This is a genomic window from Paenibacillus sp. FSL H8-0175, assembly GCF_045040615.1.
Lineage (GTDB): Bacteria > Bacillota > Bacilli > Paenibacillales > Paenibacillaceae > Paenibacillus_AQ > Paenibacillus_AQ odorifer.
The window spans coordinates 3,379,380-3,397,095 of the sequence record NZ_CP150299.1 but is presented as its reverse complement, the minus strand read 5'-3'; the positions used below and the strand labels follow the sequence as shown (position 1 = coordinate 3,397,095).

The window sequence follows — 17,716 nt, the reverse complement described above, 5'->3', positions numbered from 1 at the left end:
CATAGCATGATTTTTTTGGCTAGCAATCTTACTAATCTTAACGGAAGCTTAATTCGTATTCATTAAACAGCTAGTAAATTATGTAAGTGTTAATATAGAATTTCAGAAGAGCTAAGGATAGACTGCTACAATCGTAATACTGGGAGGCGACATATATGAACAAAAAACCTAAAAAAATCATTCATAAAGTTATTTTGAATACAAGAACTGCCTTGGCTGTAGGGTCATTGTCTTTATTAATGGCTGCCTGTGGAGGAGAGAATGCAGATGTGCCGACTACTGAAAAGGCGGAGCAGACAACAAGCCCGGCCACAGCTGCCATTCTGAGCGGATTTGCTCCAGATGAACTATCAAAGATTCTACTGGACGGGAAGTACAAGGAGTTGTATGCCCGCTTTAATCAGCCTTTAAAAGATGAAATAAGTGAAGCAGAATTAACAGAGACAGGAAAAGAATTCACTAAGGGTATCCATACATTGGAAAAGGCATCGACCATGCAGCTTAATGGATTTGATCGACGCACATGGGTTAGTGATGCTGGCAATAAGGGGCTTGTCGGGATGTTTGATCCGAATGGGACGATTACATTAATTCAAGTTCAAGAGCTTACCCCTTCTCCTGAAACCGACAATGTACTAAGCAAACATGAATACGCACTGCCGTTTGAGGGAGATTGGTATGTATTTTGGGGTGGTGAAAATGTGCTTGTGAATTATCATTATGAGTTAGAAATCCAGCGGTACGCTTACGATTTTATCCAAACCAAAGATAACTATTCCTATACAGGAGATCCACTAAAAAATGAAAGCTATTATGCCTTTGGCAAAAACATTCTCGCTCCAGCGGACGGCACCGTTGTATCGGTTGTGAATGACATTAAAGACAATGAGCCAGTTGGGGTCATGAATCCGAATCAAGCTACCGGAAATATCGTTGTCATTGATCATGGCGGTGAATATAGTCATTTGGCGCATCTCAAACATGGGTCAGTTACTGTAAAACCGGGGGATAAAGTCGAAAAAGGTGAAGTTATTGGCTTAACAGGTAATTCTGGTAATACGAGCGAGGCCCATCTACACTTCCAAATCTCAGATGGAGCTGATCTATTCACTTCCCGGGCAATCAGAGTTAAATGGGAGCAAAATTTAAAACCAATTCAAGGTGAGACTATTTCCGCTGCTAATTAGCGCTAAATTCCGGGTCGCTAAGGTTGTCTCTCATAAATAATAAATCAGATGAGACAACCTTGATCTTCCCTAAAAAACATCCTACTTTCTTGTAATACCAATACATATAATCCGGGTAATTCACAAATAATAATAGACATATAGGATATATAGTAACTAAATATGGCTCTCTTTTCAGAGGAAAGGAAGTGTCAACCCCGATGTCTTTACTCCTAGGCTCTCATGTGTCTATGACCGGAACAAAAATGCTCCTTCGAGCTAGTGAAGAGGCAGCCTCTTATGGAGCGACCACCTTCCTTTTTTATACCGGAGCCCCACAAAATACACGCCGCAAACCCATTGAAGCTTTGAATATTGAAGCAGGACATGCTCATATGAGAGATAACGGTATTTCTAATATTATTGTACACGCTCCATTTATTGTTAACTTAGGAAATACACTTTCGGCACAGGTCTTTGAGCATAGTATAGAGTTTCTTCAATCAGAAATCATAAGAACAGAAGCTTTGGGTTCAACCCAAATCGTCCTACATCCTGGCTCCCATGTTGGTGCTGGCTCTCAAGCTGGAATCTCTCGGATCGTGGAAGGCTTAAACGAAGTGCTAACAGATAAACGAAATGTTCAGGTTTCATTAGAAACTATGGCTGGAAAAGGTAGTGAATGTGGAGTCTCTTTTGAAGAACTCGCAGCTATTATTGATGGAGTGACCCATAATGAGCGTCTATCAATTTGTTTGGATACTTGCCATATCCATGATGCCGGTTATAACGTAAAAGAAGATTTTGATGGCATATTGGATAAATTTGATCGATTGATCGGAATAGAGCGCTTAAAAGTCATTCACATCAATGATTCAAAGAATATTATGGGCTCACATAAAGACAGGCACGAAAATATAGGGTACGGATATATCGGCCTTCAGGCGCTAAGATATGTGGTCCACCATCCTCAACTAACAACTATCCCCAAACTCCTAGAGACTCCCTCCATCGGTGAAAAGAAATATGTAAACGCACCCTATAAGCATGAGATTTCCTTGTTAAGGGGAGAAACAAATGAGCTGGTAAAAAAATAAAAACCGCCAATTACGCGGTTTTTCATCTGTGCAGCCATGATCGACTATCCTTTTGTGGAATCAATTGTAGTAGGTGCGGTTCCATTTACCAGGAGTTTTTTTAACGAGTTTTTCTTTGCTGTTAATTCTTTGGAAAGATCAGCTTGCAGTCGATTCATGTTCTTAATTTCATCGTTAAGCTTTTTGATTCGCGTCATTTTACTGCTCAAATCTGTGTGAGACTTGCTAAATTTCATATCCTGTTCTAATTGATTAATTTTGAATTTGGATTTTTCTTTTTTGTTCTTCACGTTTTTGAGCTTGCTCTCTACCTCTATGATTTCTTGTTCTAACCTTTGGATCATTGGTTTGGTGAAATTAATCGCCATTCTTACACCCCATATCATTTAGTGTTGCCGAGAATCAATTCTACTATAAAAGAACAAAAAAGCACACTCATTAGAGTATGCTTTTTAAAAATAATCAGAGAAATAAGGATGTTCTGGCCTGATTAACCCTTCCAGGAATTGAACTGTAGCTTCATCTGCCTGGATCCGACCGATCCTAGCCAAATAGGTAGGTCGCTTATAGCCCATTAACATCGTGGTTAAAGTAGGAATGTCAATCAACAAGGAAGGGTTAGTCCCTCCTGCGTGCAAAACACCTGTTCCATCTTTATCCACATTAAGCGTAAATGTACCCCGGTTCCATTCCAGCATCGGATCACTCAAGGTGAAGATAAGGCAACCATCTTTATCCTGTTTTTTAAACGGATACTGTTCGATAAATAATTGCACATCCACTATCCGGGCCATAAAATAAGGAGCAATGGTTTCCTTGATGTCACCATCATCTAAAACGAAGGAAAGCGGCTCCCCTTTATAAATATCCCCTTTGACAAGAGTAATCATCGAAAAATGTGCACTTATAAAGTTCCATAATCCCACGCGAGCTTCTTCGTTAATATATACCATTTCTTTGATGTAAAAGATCTCCTCAGCAACCCAATACAACAAATACCCTGCGGGCAAATCTTCATTGTTATAGTAGATGCCCACTGTCATTTCATCCAGATCCCAGCGTAAATATTCTTCCCAAGCCAACTTATTTCGAAGCATAGCTCCATGATGCTGCATGGAGAACTGATCATATATCTCCTTGATATCTGGATGTTCAATAGTTACCCGCTCCACGTTCCCAGGAACTTTTTTAGTTTTCGGCAGCTGGGTATCCGGAACTTCAAATGAGATTTTATCGGTAATGATCTCCCAGCCTTTCCGCCTATAATACGGAATAGAATACGGAAATAGATAAGAAATTGATTGCTTGCGGCCCCTCATTTTAGTTAATGCATGCAACATCAGCTTATTCATTAAACCTAAATTAGCATATTCGGGATAGGTTCCAACACCCGTCAGGCCACCCATCTCATAAATTCGCCCAAAAATATTTACTTGAAATGGGTATACTGCTAACTGTGAAATCAATTTATCACCATCAAACCAACCGACCACATCAGCATACTTTAGAACTGGCAGCTTCGCTTGGGTGATTTCACGATTTTCCCAACCAAAGATTTGTAAATCACGATTCGTCACTTGAAATACATAACGCAATAAATTATTAAATTGCTCTGCATGTTTAGTCTCGACATTTGCTAACCTGATTCTGTCCTGTAACTTATTGCGACTCACTAGCAATACCCCCGCTGAATTCCCCAGATATAAATCAGAAATCACTCTTATTATTCTTTATATCCGTTCAATAAATACATTCTTTCAGAGAAGGTTAGCCTAGCGAATTCTTTTGCAGCTGCGGGATCAAAGCATACGCAAACGTAATGAATGGGCTTAACCACAGAAGGGTGGCATAAGGTATATATTCAATTACCGGCACACCTAGTGTAGCAGCGAAAAAAGCACCGCTAACTCCCCAAGGAATTAAAGGATTAACAAGGGTTCCACAATCCTCTAACGTACGGGATAGTGTCTTTGCTGGAATGCCTCGGCGATTATATTCATCTTTGAACATTTGACCAGGCAACAAAATAGAAAGATACTGTTCACCAGTCATCCCATTAACCGCAATGGATGATGCGCCGCTCATAAGCACGATACTGCTTTTACGTTTGAGGGGTTGAATGATTTTGCGAAAAAAAGCCTCTATGACACCACAATGTTGTATTAGCCCGCCTAATGATAAAGCAATCAAGATAAGTGAAACGGAACTCATCATTGATTGCATTCCACCTCGGTTAACGATAGAAGCAACGGTTTCATTGGCAATAGTACTTTCGTATCCATTCTGCATCACACTGAACCAGACACCGATTTCTGCCTGCTGCTGAATAATAGCGGTCACCAGAAGACCAGTAACAATGCCAACCATCAGTGTAGGAAGGATTGGGATTCGTTTGATTGAGCAAATAATAACGGCAAGTGGTGAGATCAACGTTAACCAGTGGATATGAAATCCATCTTGTAGAGCAAACTTAATCCCCTGAATCGACGATAAATCAATCGCATCGGCTTTTGGTGCGAACAAGAAAAAGACAGTAGTTATAATAAGCGCTGGAATCGTTGTGTACATCATATTACGAATATGTGTGAACAAGGATATACCTACCACTGCAGGTGCAAAATTCGTCGTATCGGATAAGGGTGACATTTTATCACCAAAACAAGCTCCGCAAATGATCGCTCCAGCAGCAAGTGTGGGAGAAATCCCTGTCGTCAAAGCAATACCCATCAAAGCTACGCCGATCGTGCTAACGGTGGTGAATGAGCTTCCAGTAAACATAGAGACGACAATTGTGACATATAACGCGCTTACTGCAAAGTAGTTCGGATTAATATAATCCATACCATAAAATAAAAGTGTAGGCACCGTACCACTCATCATCCATACAGCGATCAATATTCCGATCAACATGAGGATAAGAATGGGCATTATAGCTGTTTGGATGCCTTTAATGATAGCTGCCTCAATATCTTTCCATGACACGCCAAATAAACCCAATAAGACTGCTGTGCCAACTGTGGTTGCGAGAAGAGGGATATGAGGTTCTGCTTTCAATAGGAAAATAGATACAAAAAGAAGTGCAAAAATAAAAGCGATAATAATCATACTTTTTGAAAAACTAAGCTGACGGTCCATAACGATAGTGCTCCTTAACATTGTGATTGGGATAAAATTCGGAGATTGCGGTGCTTCCTTACTTTTAAGCTTTTAAGCTTTTAGGCTTTTGGGCAATGAAGCACAGAGGTAATATTAACGATAAGATAGAGAAGAGTCAATGTTAAGAACATACAATGAAGGTTTTTCCATTAAAAAAACAGAGGGCAAAATGCCGCTCTGCTATATATTCACCCTATTCACTTTACAATTGCAGCTTTAAAATATCCTGCGGAGTTTCAAATTTATATTTCGCGGGAATATGCTCATGCTGCTTGCATCCCCATAAAGCTAATCCAAAATCGACACCAGCATCTCGTGCACATTCATAATCATAAATCGTGTCCCCTATGTAAATAGATGATTCAGGGTTTGCTTTTGATACTCTAATAAATTCTAGCAAGGGGTCTGGATGTGGCTTATGCTTTGCTGTATCTTCTGCGATAACGGTATATGATAAATATTTAGTTAAGCCAAATGGAACGAAATCGTCATTTAGCTCATCTCTTGTCTTGGAAGTAACAATTCCTTGAACGATCTCTTTTGACTGTAATGAACTCATTACATCTACAATTCCGTCAAAGATGTTAATAGTATCATAGAAATCTTTCATGAAAACATTCCATCTCTCATTGCCCTCATGAATATCTTCGATCCCAAGTTGTGGTAATGAAGCTGAACCGGGAATACCTAACACAAAATAGAGCTCTGACAATTCATACTCTCTGTTATGATCCACCTTTAACATCTTTAGCAGAGAACTCAGAACAGCGATTTCTGTATCAATTAGGGTTCCATCCACATCAAAGATTACAGTGTTATATTTACGCATAACTACCTCCTATAGGATTACAACAAATACAAGATTATTAATCGTTAAGCTTAATCTATTACTTAGAAAATAACTCTACGGCTTGCGTATCCATAATCGGATTAATATATTTCTCTAGCGTAATCGTTAGGGGTTGAGGATAATCTTTCGCTCCCTTTCCAAAAGTATAACGCATTTCATCCACGGCTGTACCATCCTTTGAAGTCATGTAGCCACCGAAGTTTCCTGCCGAAGTTGTTTTGATTGCTCTTTTATGCACATTTCCTTCCGCATCAGTAAAAGTCTCAGCAAGTCTAGTGTAGTATTTTAAATATTCGGCATCAGTAATTGTATGCCGCAACAAGATCTCTCCTTCATCTGCATAATTCTCTTGCGTTGGAACAACAAGCTCAAGGCCACTTCCCGGTGCTTCAATGATTTGCTGCTTATTGAGATCGACAACAATTTTCATTTTATTCTTTTCCACTGCCGAGATACCAAAGGTTTTTAATGAAACGGTGTCTGGCTGACGGTTTAGACTGCTCTGGCTGTTCCTGAACACCAGTGTAAACTTGGTGTTGTCCGAATAGACTTCAGAATTGTCAGAGTTGATGTTGTCGGGGTAAAATAATTTTTCGGTAGCTCCCCCATTTGTACTAATCAGAACTGGATTAATCAATTGGAAAATTTGTTTATCATTGTTCGGATCATACTCCAAATCTACATAGGTACTAAGCGGTGTATATTGCACTAGATTCACTTTAATCTTTTGCCCGTCAACTGTCAGCGTTTTATCCGTTTTTAGAATTCTTTCCTGTGCTTTGAGCATATCAGGATTAAGTTCGAAAGCAACATCCAGATTAGTCCGGTACTTATTACTACTGGATTGTAGCGCCTTATCTGAAGTTTCAGTGAGAATGACATTATAGTTTACTTCCTTTGGATATTTAACCGTTGGTGAAAGACTAGTAGTGTATATAAAATCCTTAGACTGGCCTGGTTGAATTCGGTTATCGCTGGCAAGCATACTTAGTGCAGCACCTTTATGTAGATTCGACTCCTGTATGCCTTCATATTGAAGCGCAAAATTCGCATGTATAACTTCTTTGTCTGTATTGTTCTGAACACTGTATAGAATATACACCTTCCTTCCATCTGTTACTGCACCAGTTACATCCACTCGGTACCCCTTGTTTTCCGCGCTCTGACCCACCGGCATCACGAGATTCTCTTCCAGAGCACTAGCAAGCGCTGGTTCTAACCTTGAAAATGAACGATAAGCTGCAAAATCATCTGTATTTTTAGGGCTGGCGGTTTGAACTGAAGGTTCAGCCACTTCCTTGGCCGGTAACCCGATTGAAGAGTATGTAAATAAAAGGGCTGCGGCTGCAGCTGCGATCACTCCCAAACCTGCGGTATAAACGCGGCGTTTCTCACGTTTTTTTCCTTCCCTAATTCCCTTTCGCATCGCGTTATAAATTTTCATTTCCTGTAAAGTTTCAGTATTCTGATTCATTTCATCAACATTTTTCTGCAAAATACGATCTTCTTTATCTGTCACTCCGTTCACCTCCCATATCACTTCAGCACATTACGAAGCTGTTTAAGTCCCTCGCGTAACCAGGTTTTGATTGTACCTTCAGGTTTTTTTAGCACTTTTGCGATTTCGATTGTAGTCATGTCATTGTAATATTTAAGAAGTACCACATGCCGATATTTGGGCTTTAATCGGTTCAGAGCACGTTCCAGATCAATCCGGTCGTTACTTTTCATTTCCTGAGTTGCAACCTCTGCCAGCTTCTCCGTAGGAATCACTCGTTTTTTTCGTCGTAGTTCATCCATACAGCAATTGATCGTAATTCGAATCAACCAAGGTGTAAATGACTGTTCATCTTTAAGCTTCTTACGTTTCATCCAGGCTCGACATGAAGCCTCTTGTACAACTTCTAACGCGTCCGCTTCTGTCCGTAGATAACTATAAGCGACAGTGTACATTTTCCGATGATCCACATACAGGCGTTTAAAGAAAACTTCCTCATCCATTCGGGCAAAATCAACCATTCTGACCTCGTCCATCGTCCTATCCACCACTCACCACACCCCCTCTTTTTTTGTCAGTGTCGGTATTAGGATAAAGTCATCGTTCTGATGTTCTTATAAGTAAGACGGAGTTGAACGTAAAAACGATTGATTTTTTTCATAAAAAAGTGCTGGCAAAGATGCCAACACTCCATTTTCATATTTATCGATCACGATTAACCATATAATTCAATAGATGTTTTAAAAAATTGATATTGCGGGGGATCTCTTTTAGCGCCTCCATGGCAAGACAATAGTGCTCCCACATCTCTTTTCTAGCGCCTTCTGAACCCAGAATGGAGACAAACGTTGCATTGTTATTCTCAACATCCTGCCCTGTGGGCTTACCCAGTAATTGTAAATCCCCTTCCAAGTCGAGTAAATCATCTTTAATCTGAAAAGCAATCCCCGCATGATAAGCAAATTTCTTCAAAGCTTCAATTTCTGTCTCCTTAACCTGTGCGAGAATCGCTGGCATAACTAGTGAAGCTTCGAACGCAATGCCCGTCTTATAGAAACAAATCATATTTAATTGCTCTAGCGTCAATGCTTTCCCTTTAGAATTCAAATCCATCGCTTGCCCCATGCAGGTATCTTCCGCCTTTTGAGCTGAATATTGCATTAAAGCAATTACGGATTTAGCATCGAATGTAGAAAGGGATGCCTGTTCCTCAATCGACTTCTGAATTAGAAAGAGTCCTGTCAATTCCGCCGTTGCGCTATTATACACCTCATGTAGAGTTGAACGGCCTCTTCGAGTGGGGGCATTATCCTGAGAGGGCAGATCATCGAAAATTAAGGATGCAGTATGCATATATTCCAAAGACCTCAAAAGCGGCACAATTGCCGCGCTGTCTAATCCGTATTCGTTCACCCCCATAACCCAAGTCAGAATAGGTCGTATTCGCTTGCCATCACCCTCTAAACTATAATTGGCTGCATCAATTAACATTTCTTTCATAGCTGGTGTCCCAACAGGTTTATTAATCGGCAATTGATTGTTGATTTCACCACGAACCTTTTGAATCGTATTGTGAAAATCCACCTTTTCCTGCTTGTTGTTTTTTAAATTCGTAAGCATTTGATCTCTTAGTAGTTTGTCAAAAAAATCCACATCATCAGCTTTCAACACCATTTGCTGCACGAGACGATTAAATTCGGGTTGACCCGAAGCAAAGATCTCCATAATCTCTTTATACTTTTCAGTACCCACACGTTCTTTACAACGCTTCAAACCGTTAATTGCTCGATCTAGAATCACTTCACGGGTTTTGGCATCGGAGTGATATACGGAATGGATTAGATGAGAGATGACGGTCCAGTATAATTCAAAAGGGTTTATCAAATCTGAACGTTGATCACGGTATTTCAGAAAATAGGTATACGGCGTTACCGCTCCCTCTTTCATATCGTCAAACATATCTGCAAAATCATCAGCCAGTTGATTGTAAAGACCATAATAAAAAGTGCGTTGATCAAATCCATCATCTGTAGGTGCACTAATAACGGATCGGACAATTAAACGGGAAGAAGAGGATTTTAAGATAATGGGGATATAAAGCTCTTCATTGGTGTAATTAGCGTTGGAAAGTTCCTTAACACGGTCCAGCTCCTGAGATTGAAAAAACACAAAGGATTGCTCGAAAAATATGTTCTGCATTTCTGGACGTTGATAGCTTTTAATATATTCGAAAGCTTCACTAAGCTCCGAATGTACGTATCGAATGAATTCCATGTTCTCTCCGGACCATTCTCCAAGCTCAGGCACAGATCTAGTAAGGATAGCGTCGCGTATCATGAGGGAAAATTGCTCTTTTTCTTGAACCGTTAAGACACTGGAATCGAGAAGATCATCAATAAAAGGGTAAGTCAGCCCATAAGAATAACCAAGTCTAATGGCTTCACTAAGCTTCTTAGAACGTTCCAAAGGTGGGGTACTCTCCCCCATTTCCTCCATTACATGCAGAATGACCCCGATAATGATCTTAATTAACTTACGCTGCGCTTGTTCGGCATTCATTTCCTGCGGAATATGGGTTGATACGTTCTTTAGCTTGTCGATCACCCAGATGGTGGCGGTCTCGACGCCTTCTTTCTGCGCCCAGCGATATACTCCTGCCAAACTCATAAATTCCGATTGATCTCTTATCGTTGTTGAATCGTCTGGGATCAATTGAGATCTAATGTCAGCAACCATTCGCTGAATCCTGTTTTGTGTATCAGTAGAATCCAAGGCTTTGCCCAGATCCCTCATATATAAATAGGACACGCTGCGATCTAAATAATCATCCAATTTACCATTAAGATTCAGCCAGCCTATATACCTATGATAATCCTGCGAATCAGGTTTCCTTTTCCCTCTAGAGAAAAATGACAACCATGAGCGGCGATGAATATGATGTTTTTTCCATAATTGAATATCTTCAGTGAGAGTAGATACATAAGTTTTTTCTTTGAACTGCATGTACAGTGAAACAAAATACTGAGCCGCCCTCTGCTCAGCTAGCGAATAGGCTGAATCGGCATGATCGGTTACATTCACATTCATAGGTGGATTACCTCAACTTCTCTTTTGGTTAATTGTCGGTCATGTTCATATCTTATACGGAGAAGTGTCTTTATGGTTACGAATTCTTCGCCATACGTTTCCCAATAAAGTCAAAGATCAGACCCGCTGTCCTTTTTATAGGACCCAATGAAACAGGATAATAATAACCCGACTCAAACCAGCCTTGTTCTTTGTAATAACGATAATCCTTGGAATGATCATCAAGCATTGTTTTTATACTTGTACGTGACATTCGAAACAGCATTAATCTGAGAAAAGAAGGAACTGGAGTCTTGGGCGACATAAGGTCCTTATAGAATCTTTCGGAGGCTTTCTTTATTTCTCTCGTCATTTTTTTCTGCGCAACTTCTGTTCTTGGCTCCAAAGTAGTCAAGACACAGCCTTTTGTAACTTGAAATCCGAAATTCTCGCCCATATTACTAAGGTATTTCACAATTTTGCTGCCTCCAAAGATCCCCTGATTGACAATAGCCGTGAAGGTTTTCCCGAAGAATCGAGGTCTATGAAATACAAAAGCAAGCCGGTCCAAGAGGTTCTTCATCGGTGCCGATACATGAAATGCATAATTAGGCGTGGCGAAAATAATTCCGTCAGAATGGATCATTTTCTCCATCAATACATCGCGATCATCCTTTAGTGGACAATATTCCTCACCTTTATTGAAACATATCTTGCAGCCCCGGCAATATTCAAGCCGATAATCTTTTAAAAAGACATACTCAAATTCAATATCACCATATGCTTTTAAATTATTGCCAAATTCACAAACCGCTTCAAAGGTCGCATGCTTTTGTTGATTCCCAATAAATGCAGTAACTTTTTTCATTTGAACCCCTCCATATATGCATATTTTGAATAAGACCTATCAATATGAATGAATATTATTTTATTCATTCATATTGTAGCACCTTGATCCCTTTTCTGCGATATAATTCCATTTGAGAATGCAAAAAAAGAAGCCCGACTTGACCAGGCTTCTATTAACTTCCCTCTATATCTTTTTAGCGTAATTATGTGTAACAAAATCAACTAGCAGATTCACACTGCTCTCCATATCGTAAATCTCTGTGTTAACTGTCAATTCGGCATGTTCAGGGGCTTCATAAATAGCATCAATACCTGTAAACTCACGAATTTCACCTTTTCTAGCTTTCTTATACAGCCCTTTAGGATCACGTTGTTCGCAGGTTTCTAATGAACATTGCACATAAACCTCTGCAAACTCGCCAGACTGAAAACGATATCTAATCGCTTCTCTAGCAGCTGAAGAAGGTGAAATCATCGGGACAAGCACTATAAAGCCTAGTTCCAAAAACATAGATGCTACTTCGGCTGCGCGACGCATGTTTTCTTTACGATCCTCTTCTGAAAAGCCTAAATCAATATTCAAACCTTTCCTTAGCTGGTCGCCGTCGATCACAGCACATCGGATGCCTTGCTTAAACAATTCTTTTTCAGCTTGTTGTGCTAGTGTACTTTTTCCTGAACCTGATAATCCTGTGAACCAAAACACGCCCGCTTTATGACCGTTCAACAGCTCCCAATCTTTTCTATTCATTCTAAGACGCCCCTTTCTATATGATTAATATTATACTAGTTTACCGCAGTCTTGAGAGAAATGGCTGATCCTAATTCCTTCTGTATATACGCTATATCAGTCATCTGCTCAATATGGTAAACTCCACCTGGGGGTGGTGAATCATATAGATGTTTTGCTACTGCCGCTGTTACTTTTGCCGTAATGATAGATTGATTCTTTCCTTGTAATAAAAAATCCGCATGAAGTAATTTACCTTCTGAATTTCTTCCATGTGCTTCAACCTTAATAGCGAACCCATCATCCCCCAAATGCAGCCGCCCCATAACACGAACAATTGAATTCTTCAGCCAGCCTATTTGCAGTAAGCGAACGGCTCCAGTTCTTTTCGTTATTGCCAGTATTTTAGTAACTAGAGCTGAATCAAGACAAAATCGTGTAGAGATAGACGATGATTTCAGTGTTCTGCTAAGTGTCTGTTGATCTGAGAATGGAAAACGGTAAGCATATCGGTTACCCATCTCATCACCAAAATGATACAACCTTCTGTCTGTAAAGCTCTCCACCTCAACCTGGCGATTATCCTGCTTCACTTCGAACTTAGCTGCTAAACTGTCAACTGTCCATTCTAACGCCGCTTTGCCATGAGAATCACCTAATCCGAGCATAATCGCAATTTCTATCTCCTCAATCTGATCCATCTGCCGCTCTGCTTCAAGGGCCAGGAGATTAGTGATGCCGGGAGCAAGTCCTACACTTAAGACAGCACTTGACCCATTGTCTTCAGCTTCTCTCTTGTATTTCTCAATTTCATTCAAAAACAAACCGTTCGCAGATACATCCACATAATGAATACCGCTTCGAAACACAGCTCTTATAAAATCCGTATCCGTTTGATCTAAGCACATAATGATTAATTTCACTCGTTCTAACTTATCAGTAGGTAAAGGTTTATTAATATCCAACTGCATCGGCTTAATTTTCCCATCAGTTGCTTGACTGAATTGCTTTGCTTTTACAAGACTTCGCCCTGCAGCATATACTTTTCCAGGATATTTTTTCTCTAAGATTTCACAAATGGTACGCCCTACATGGCCATATCCACCGACGACTACAATATCTTCTTTTCTCTGCATTTTATCACCGCATCCTATATAATAGAAATAATTAAGAACCATTCTCAATTATACGGATATGGTTTACATTCACTATCCCATAAATGTGGGATACCTGTTTTTATACTCCATGACTAGAGGGCTGACCTATGAAAACCATAAGACAACTTAATCATATTAAACAACAAATCATAAGGTTAGGTACTGTTTCTGAATCTTCACATAGCTACCGTACTTCATTACTGTCGATTTTACGCGAGGCTGTACCCTTTGATGCTGCCTGCTGTACCCATGTTGATCCACAGACACTACTCTCGACAGGTGCGGTTACAGAAGATAACGTGGAATCCATTCATCATCACTTGTTCCAGATCGAATACGGTGAAGACGATATTAATCCCTATGAGCAAATGGTTCATAGTAAAGTGCATGTAGCTACTTTATATGAAGCAACCGAAGGGCAGCCAGATTTGAGTGCCCGCTATCAAAAAGTACTGTCTCCGGCAGGATTTGAGGATGAATTACGCGCTGTACTTGTTCATGGAGATGCGTGTTGGGGGTATCTGACACTTTACAGAAAGTCGGGTCAGCCTGTATTTTCACAGGAAGATTGTGTACGGATAGCCTTAATGCTTCCTGAGATTGCCGCAAGAATGCGGGCTTTCAGTCTTGAGTTGCCTGAGAGAAATCAGACTTGGCTGGAAGAAGATTACGGTTCCGGAATTGCCGTCCTTTCTGATCAACTAGTGCTCCTCTCCTCCAACCCTACAGCAGACCGCTGGTTAGAGAAACTTCGTTCATTAGAAAAAATTGATCACCATATCCTGCCACGACCAATTCGGGCGGTGAGCACACAAGCAATCAATAGTCCCTCTGAATCTTCGGGGATGGCAAAGTCCTGTATCCGGATGTCAGACGGACCTTATCTAGTGATCCGGGCTAGCCGGCTTCATGCATACGACGGTCAGACGCAAATTGCCATTTCATTCGAGCCTGCACGTCCAGCAGATATGCTTCCTATCATTGCAGAAGCGTATGATCTGACGAAACGGGAACAGCATTTACTTGAAGGAGTAATTCGCGGATTATCTACTAAAGAATTGGCTGCTGAATTACATATTTCTGCTTACACGGTTCAGGATCATTTAAAATCCATTTTTGCTAAAGCAGGTGTCAGTAGCCGTAGAGAGCTTATCTGGCATTTACATTCTCGTTATAGCATTTCAGAGAAATAGGATCGCCGAGCTTCTTATCAAAAAAGCCCAAGCCTTTATTAACAAAGGACTTGGGCTTTAATTTTTATCTTTTATTTCCTTAATGCGATGCCGTAAATTCTTCCAGCTCAGAAGCAGGGTCAAACTTCTCCCTGCTCATCACAAATGCTGCCATTAGAGCTATAACTGATGGAATAATCGCCCAAGCAAAGGTATGAACAAGAGAAGAAGATAATCCTTCGGTGATTTTATCAAGAACCTCAGAGGGAATTTTGGCCCGTGTGTCGGGAGTCAAAATTGTACTTGGATCACTTAGATTAACACCTTCTGGCGCCGCGCCTCCCTTACTGAACATGGAAGCTAGTTTATTCGAAAAAATGTGACTTTGAATAATACCAAATACCGTAATGCCAAGTGTCATTCCCAGCTCCCGTGTGAAGCTAAGTGTCGAACTTGCAGAACCCCGTTGTCTTGCTGTAAATCCATGAATCGCTGCATTGCTTAGAACAGAAAATGATGAACCTATGCCAAGACCCACCAGAAACATAAAAATAGTGACCATAAACCGGGAGGAGTCTGGTGTTAGTGTGGTAAGTAGAGCCATACCTGCTACAAGGAGTACTAACGTAGAAATCATGATCGTGCGATAATTAAATTTAGAGAGCAAGAATCCTCCGCCAGCAGCAGTGATAACAGAACCAATCATCATCGGAAGTAGAACAAGCCCCGAATTTGTGGCAGACCCGCCAAGAACCCCTTGAATATAAATTGGAATGTACACCGAGGCTGTAATAAATGCCGCTCCGCTAAATATCGCCATAACATTACTCGTAGAATAGAGACGATTCTTGAACATGCCAAAGGTAATGATTGGCTCTTCTGCACGACGTTCGATAACAATAAAACCAATTAAAAACACAACAAAAGCCATAAACAATCCCAGAATCATTGTCGAGTCCCAAGCATATTTCTTACCCCCGAGCTCAATCGCAAACATGAGACAAAGGATTGAAGCTACAAGTGTAAAAGCCCCAAGATAATCAATTTTTTCTTTGGAATGCTCAACAGATTCTTTGTAGAAGAAAGCGATCATAAAGAATGCAATAACACCAATGGGTAAATTGATATAAAAGACCCAAGACCAATGAATATAATCCGCTATATAAGCGCCAATAAGAGGACCAAAAATACTGGAAATACCATAGGCAGCACCGAATAACCCACCGATTTTCCCCCGTTTTTCTGGGGCCACTACATCGAACATAATCGTGAATGCAATAGGAACGAGTGCCCCTCCACCAATACCCTGAATTGCCCGATAAATACTAAGCTGAACAATAGAATTTGCCGTACCACATAAAGCTGAACCAATCATAAAAACAATAATACCGAAAATAAAAAATCGCTTACGTCCATACATATCCGATAATTTACCGAAAATCGGCATACCCGCCATCTCAGCTATCATATAAGCGGACGTAACCCACATCAATTTGTCAAAGCCGCCAAGGTCACCTACAATGGTTCCCATTGCGGTTGCAAGTATAGTATTATCCATTGATGCCATAAGTGTAGCCAACAATAGAGCTACTATAATAACCCCAACTTTATTTTTCTTTTCCATGCTCCTTTTTCTCCTCCACTTTTCCCAAATGTTTAGTTCTACTCTAATTGTTAAAGGATTGTGCACAGGCTTCATTCCAAACCACGTGATGTTATACCCTTTGCAAATTAGTGAATAATTCGATAAAATCAAGACAATTAATTAGGTGTTCATCAAGCATCTTGTTTATTAATTATCTTGACTATCAAGATATAAACATTTTAAAAGGAGGGTCCTCTTTTGTCAAGAGATCGACACAATCAAGTTACAATTCAGCAGGAAGACTTAACTTTACGCATGCGGGGCCTAGGCAGCCGAACGGTTTTGTATCAGCAAAAAGTAGCAACTTCTCTAGGGTTATACAATAACGATTTTCTATCTATAGATATCCTTCATGAAAAAGGTCCTATCACCGCCGGCGAGCTATCCAAATTAACTGGACTTACTACAGGCAGCATTACCACATTAATTGATCGACTTGAAAAAAACGGCTTTGTTCGCAGAGAACATGATCCCAATGACCGTCGTAAGGTGATCATTGTTCCTTTATATGAGAATAACGAGGTTGGAAATGCCTACCTTCCTTTGCACACTAAGATGGTTAAACTGGCGTCTTCCTTTACTGAGCAGGAGCTTGAGCTTATAACAACATTTTTAGGCAAAGCAAGTACCATCCTGGAAGAGCAGATTCACTATCTCAGCACTACAACGAGTAACTAAGACTGTATAATCGTCAAAAAGGACGATATCCCATGAAGTCAAATGACTTTGAGATATCGTCCTTTTAATATAAGTATGGATCAAAGAGAAGCTGAAGCTTGAGCAACTAAAGAGACCAATTGTGCAGAATCAAATGTGTCTCCTTTTCGAAGCTTCAGGGTTTTCCTTTCAGGTGGTCCCTCAAATACTCCCTCTGGAAGCGTTAGCTCGGTTGTATTAAAGATTACAAAGCTGACTGCGTCTTTTGATGTCGAGATGGCCGCAGCGTATTTTCCATTTTTCAAAAAATGAGGTTTCTTATACTGAATACGTTCCTGCACATCCGGTATAGCCTGATGAACAACCTCACGTAGTGAGGTGGACAACTCCACCTGCCATGATTCTTTTAGCGCTTCAATAAAATCGATTACTTCCTGATTCATTTTTCATCTCTCCCTTTAAGTAATTAAATGGTTTGCCTGAATAAGCGCAGTAAGTTGTTTAACAAAATCAGGAGGTCCTTTGAGATCCGACGCATCTGCTATGACGAACATAAGATGATGAAATCAACACATCTGCAAAAGAATTTCAAAAATTTAATAGTTTAAATTCCCCTTATATTAATTTCTTGTTCATGTAGTCATTATCCTTCTGGCAATTTAGAGATATCCAG

General features: G+C 40.2%; 16 protein-coding genes. 4 read left to right on the top strand and 12 right to left on the bottom strand.

The features are described 5' to 3' along the window. Positions 1–155 precede the first annotated feature (155 nt). The gene (locus MHH46_RS15235; RefSeq protein WP_076190398.1) at positions 156–1,187 is read left to right on the top strand and encodes a M23 family metallopeptidase; all 1,032 of its coding nucleotides are present in this window, start codon (positions 156–158) and stop codon (positions 1,185–1,187) included. A 200-nt stretch (positions 1,188–1,387) separates the two neighbouring features. Continuing rightward, positions 1,388–2,263, top strand: a complete 876-nt coding sequence (locus MHH46_RS15230; RefSeq protein WP_076190399.1) for a deoxyribonuclease IV — start codon at positions 1,388–1,390, stop codon at positions 2,261–2,263. Positions 2,264–2,307: 44 nt separating this feature from the next. Here the strand turns inward: MHH46_RS15230 and MHH46_RS15225 are convergent, their stop codons facing one another. The 10 genes from MHH46_RS15225 to MHH46_RS15180 form a co-directional block, all read right to left on the bottom strand. Next, on the bottom strand, positions 2,308–2,631 hold the full coding sequence (locus MHH46_RS15225; RefSeq protein WP_076190400.1) for a hypothetical protein: 324 nt from the start codon (positions 2,629–2,631) through the stop codon (positions 2,308–2,310). A gap of 84 nt (positions 2,632–2,715) precedes the next feature. Beyond that, the gene (gene eis / locus MHH46_RS15220) at positions 2,716–3,936 is read right to left on the bottom strand and encodes an enhanced intracellular survival protein Eis (RefSeq protein WP_076190401.1); all 1,221 of its coding nucleotides are present in this window, start codon (positions 3,934–3,936) and stop codon (positions 2,716–2,718) included. 94 nt (positions 3,937–4,030) lie between these two features. After that, positions 4,031–5,398, bottom strand: a complete 1,368-nt coding sequence (gene nhaC, locus MHH46_RS15215) for a Na+/H+ antiporter NhaC (protein WP_076190402.1) — start codon at positions 5,396–5,398, stop codon at positions 4,031–4,033. A gap of 223 nt (positions 5,399–5,621) precedes the next feature. After that, positions 5,622–6,248: an HAD family hydrolase gene (locus MHH46_RS15210; protein ID WP_076190403.1), complete on the bottom strand. Its 627-nt coding sequence runs from the start codon at positions 6,246–6,248 to the stop codon at positions 5,622–5,624. Between the two features lie 58 nt (positions 6,249–6,306). After that, positions 6,307–7,788, bottom strand: a complete 1,482-nt coding sequence (locus tag MHH46_RS15205) for a DUF4179 domain-containing protein (protein WP_076190404.1) — start codon at positions 7,786–7,788, stop codon at positions 6,307–6,309. Positions 7,789–7,805: 17 nt separating this feature from the next. After that, complete coding sequence (locus MHH46_RS15200; RefSeq protein ID WP_076190492.1) at positions 7,806–8,303, bottom strand: RNA polymerase sigma factor; 498 nt, start codon at positions 8,301–8,303, stop codon at positions 7,806–7,808. 166 nt (positions 8,304–8,469) lie between these two features. Next, a complete protein-coding gene (locus MHH46_RS15195; RefSeq protein WP_076190405.1) occupies positions 8,470–10,854 on the bottom strand; it encodes a polyprenyl synthetase family protein in 2,385 nt (794 codons plus the stop codon). Positions 10,855–10,930: 76 nt separating this feature from the next. Beyond that, the gene (locus tag MHH46_RS15190; RefSeq protein ID WP_076184551.1) at positions 10,931–11,701 is read right to left on the bottom strand and encodes a flavodoxin family protein; all 771 of its coding nucleotides are present in this window, start codon (positions 11,699–11,701) and stop codon (positions 10,931–10,933) included. A 165-nt stretch (positions 11,702–11,866) separates the two neighbouring features. Then, positions 11,867–12,433, bottom strand: coding sequence for an adenylyl-sulfate kinase (gene cysC / locus MHH46_RS15185; protein WP_076190406.1), 567 nt, complete (start codon positions 12,431–12,433; stop codon positions 11,867–11,869). Positions 12,434–12,468: 35 nt separating this feature from the next. Beyond that, the gene (locus MHH46_RS15180; RefSeq protein WP_076125756.1) at positions 12,469–13,548 is read right to left on the bottom strand and encodes a saccharopine dehydrogenase family protein; all 1,080 of its coding nucleotides are present in this window, start codon (positions 13,546–13,548) and stop codon (positions 12,469–12,471) included. 128 nt (positions 13,549–13,676) lie between these two features. Here MHH46_RS15180 and MHH46_RS15175 point away from each other — a divergent pair, with 128 nt between their 5' ends. Then, positions 13,677–14,762 (top strand): helix-turn-helix transcriptional regulator, encoded by a 1,086-nt coding sequence (locus MHH46_RS15175; RefSeq protein WP_076190407.1) that lies wholly within the window; start codon positions 13,677–13,679, stop codon positions 14,760–14,762. Positions 14,763–14,841: 79 nt separating this feature from the next. Here the strand turns inward: MHH46_RS15175 and MHH46_RS15170 are convergent, their stop codons facing one another. Continuing rightward, complete coding sequence (locus MHH46_RS15170; RefSeq protein WP_076125763.1) at positions 14,842–16,365, bottom strand: MDR family MFS transporter; 1,524 nt, start codon at positions 16,363–16,365, stop codon at positions 14,842–14,844. Between the two features lie 276 nt (positions 16,366–16,641). Between MHH46_RS15170 and MHH46_RS15165 the strand changes: the two genes are divergently transcribed. After that, positions 16,642–17,064: a MarR family winged helix-turn-helix transcriptional regulator gene (locus MHH46_RS15165; RefSeq protein WP_248548335.1), complete on the top strand. Its 423-nt coding sequence runs from the start codon at positions 16,642–16,644 to the stop codon at positions 17,062–17,064. An 80-nt stretch (positions 17,065–17,144) separates the two neighbouring features. Here the strand turns inward: MHH46_RS15165 and MHH46_RS15160 are convergent, their stop codons facing one another. Further along, complete coding sequence (locus MHH46_RS15160; protein WP_076125767.1) at positions 17,145–17,486, bottom strand: DUF1801 domain-containing protein; 342 nt, start codon at positions 17,484–17,486, stop codon at positions 17,145–17,147. Between the last annotated feature and the right edge of the window lie 230 nt (positions 17,487–17,716).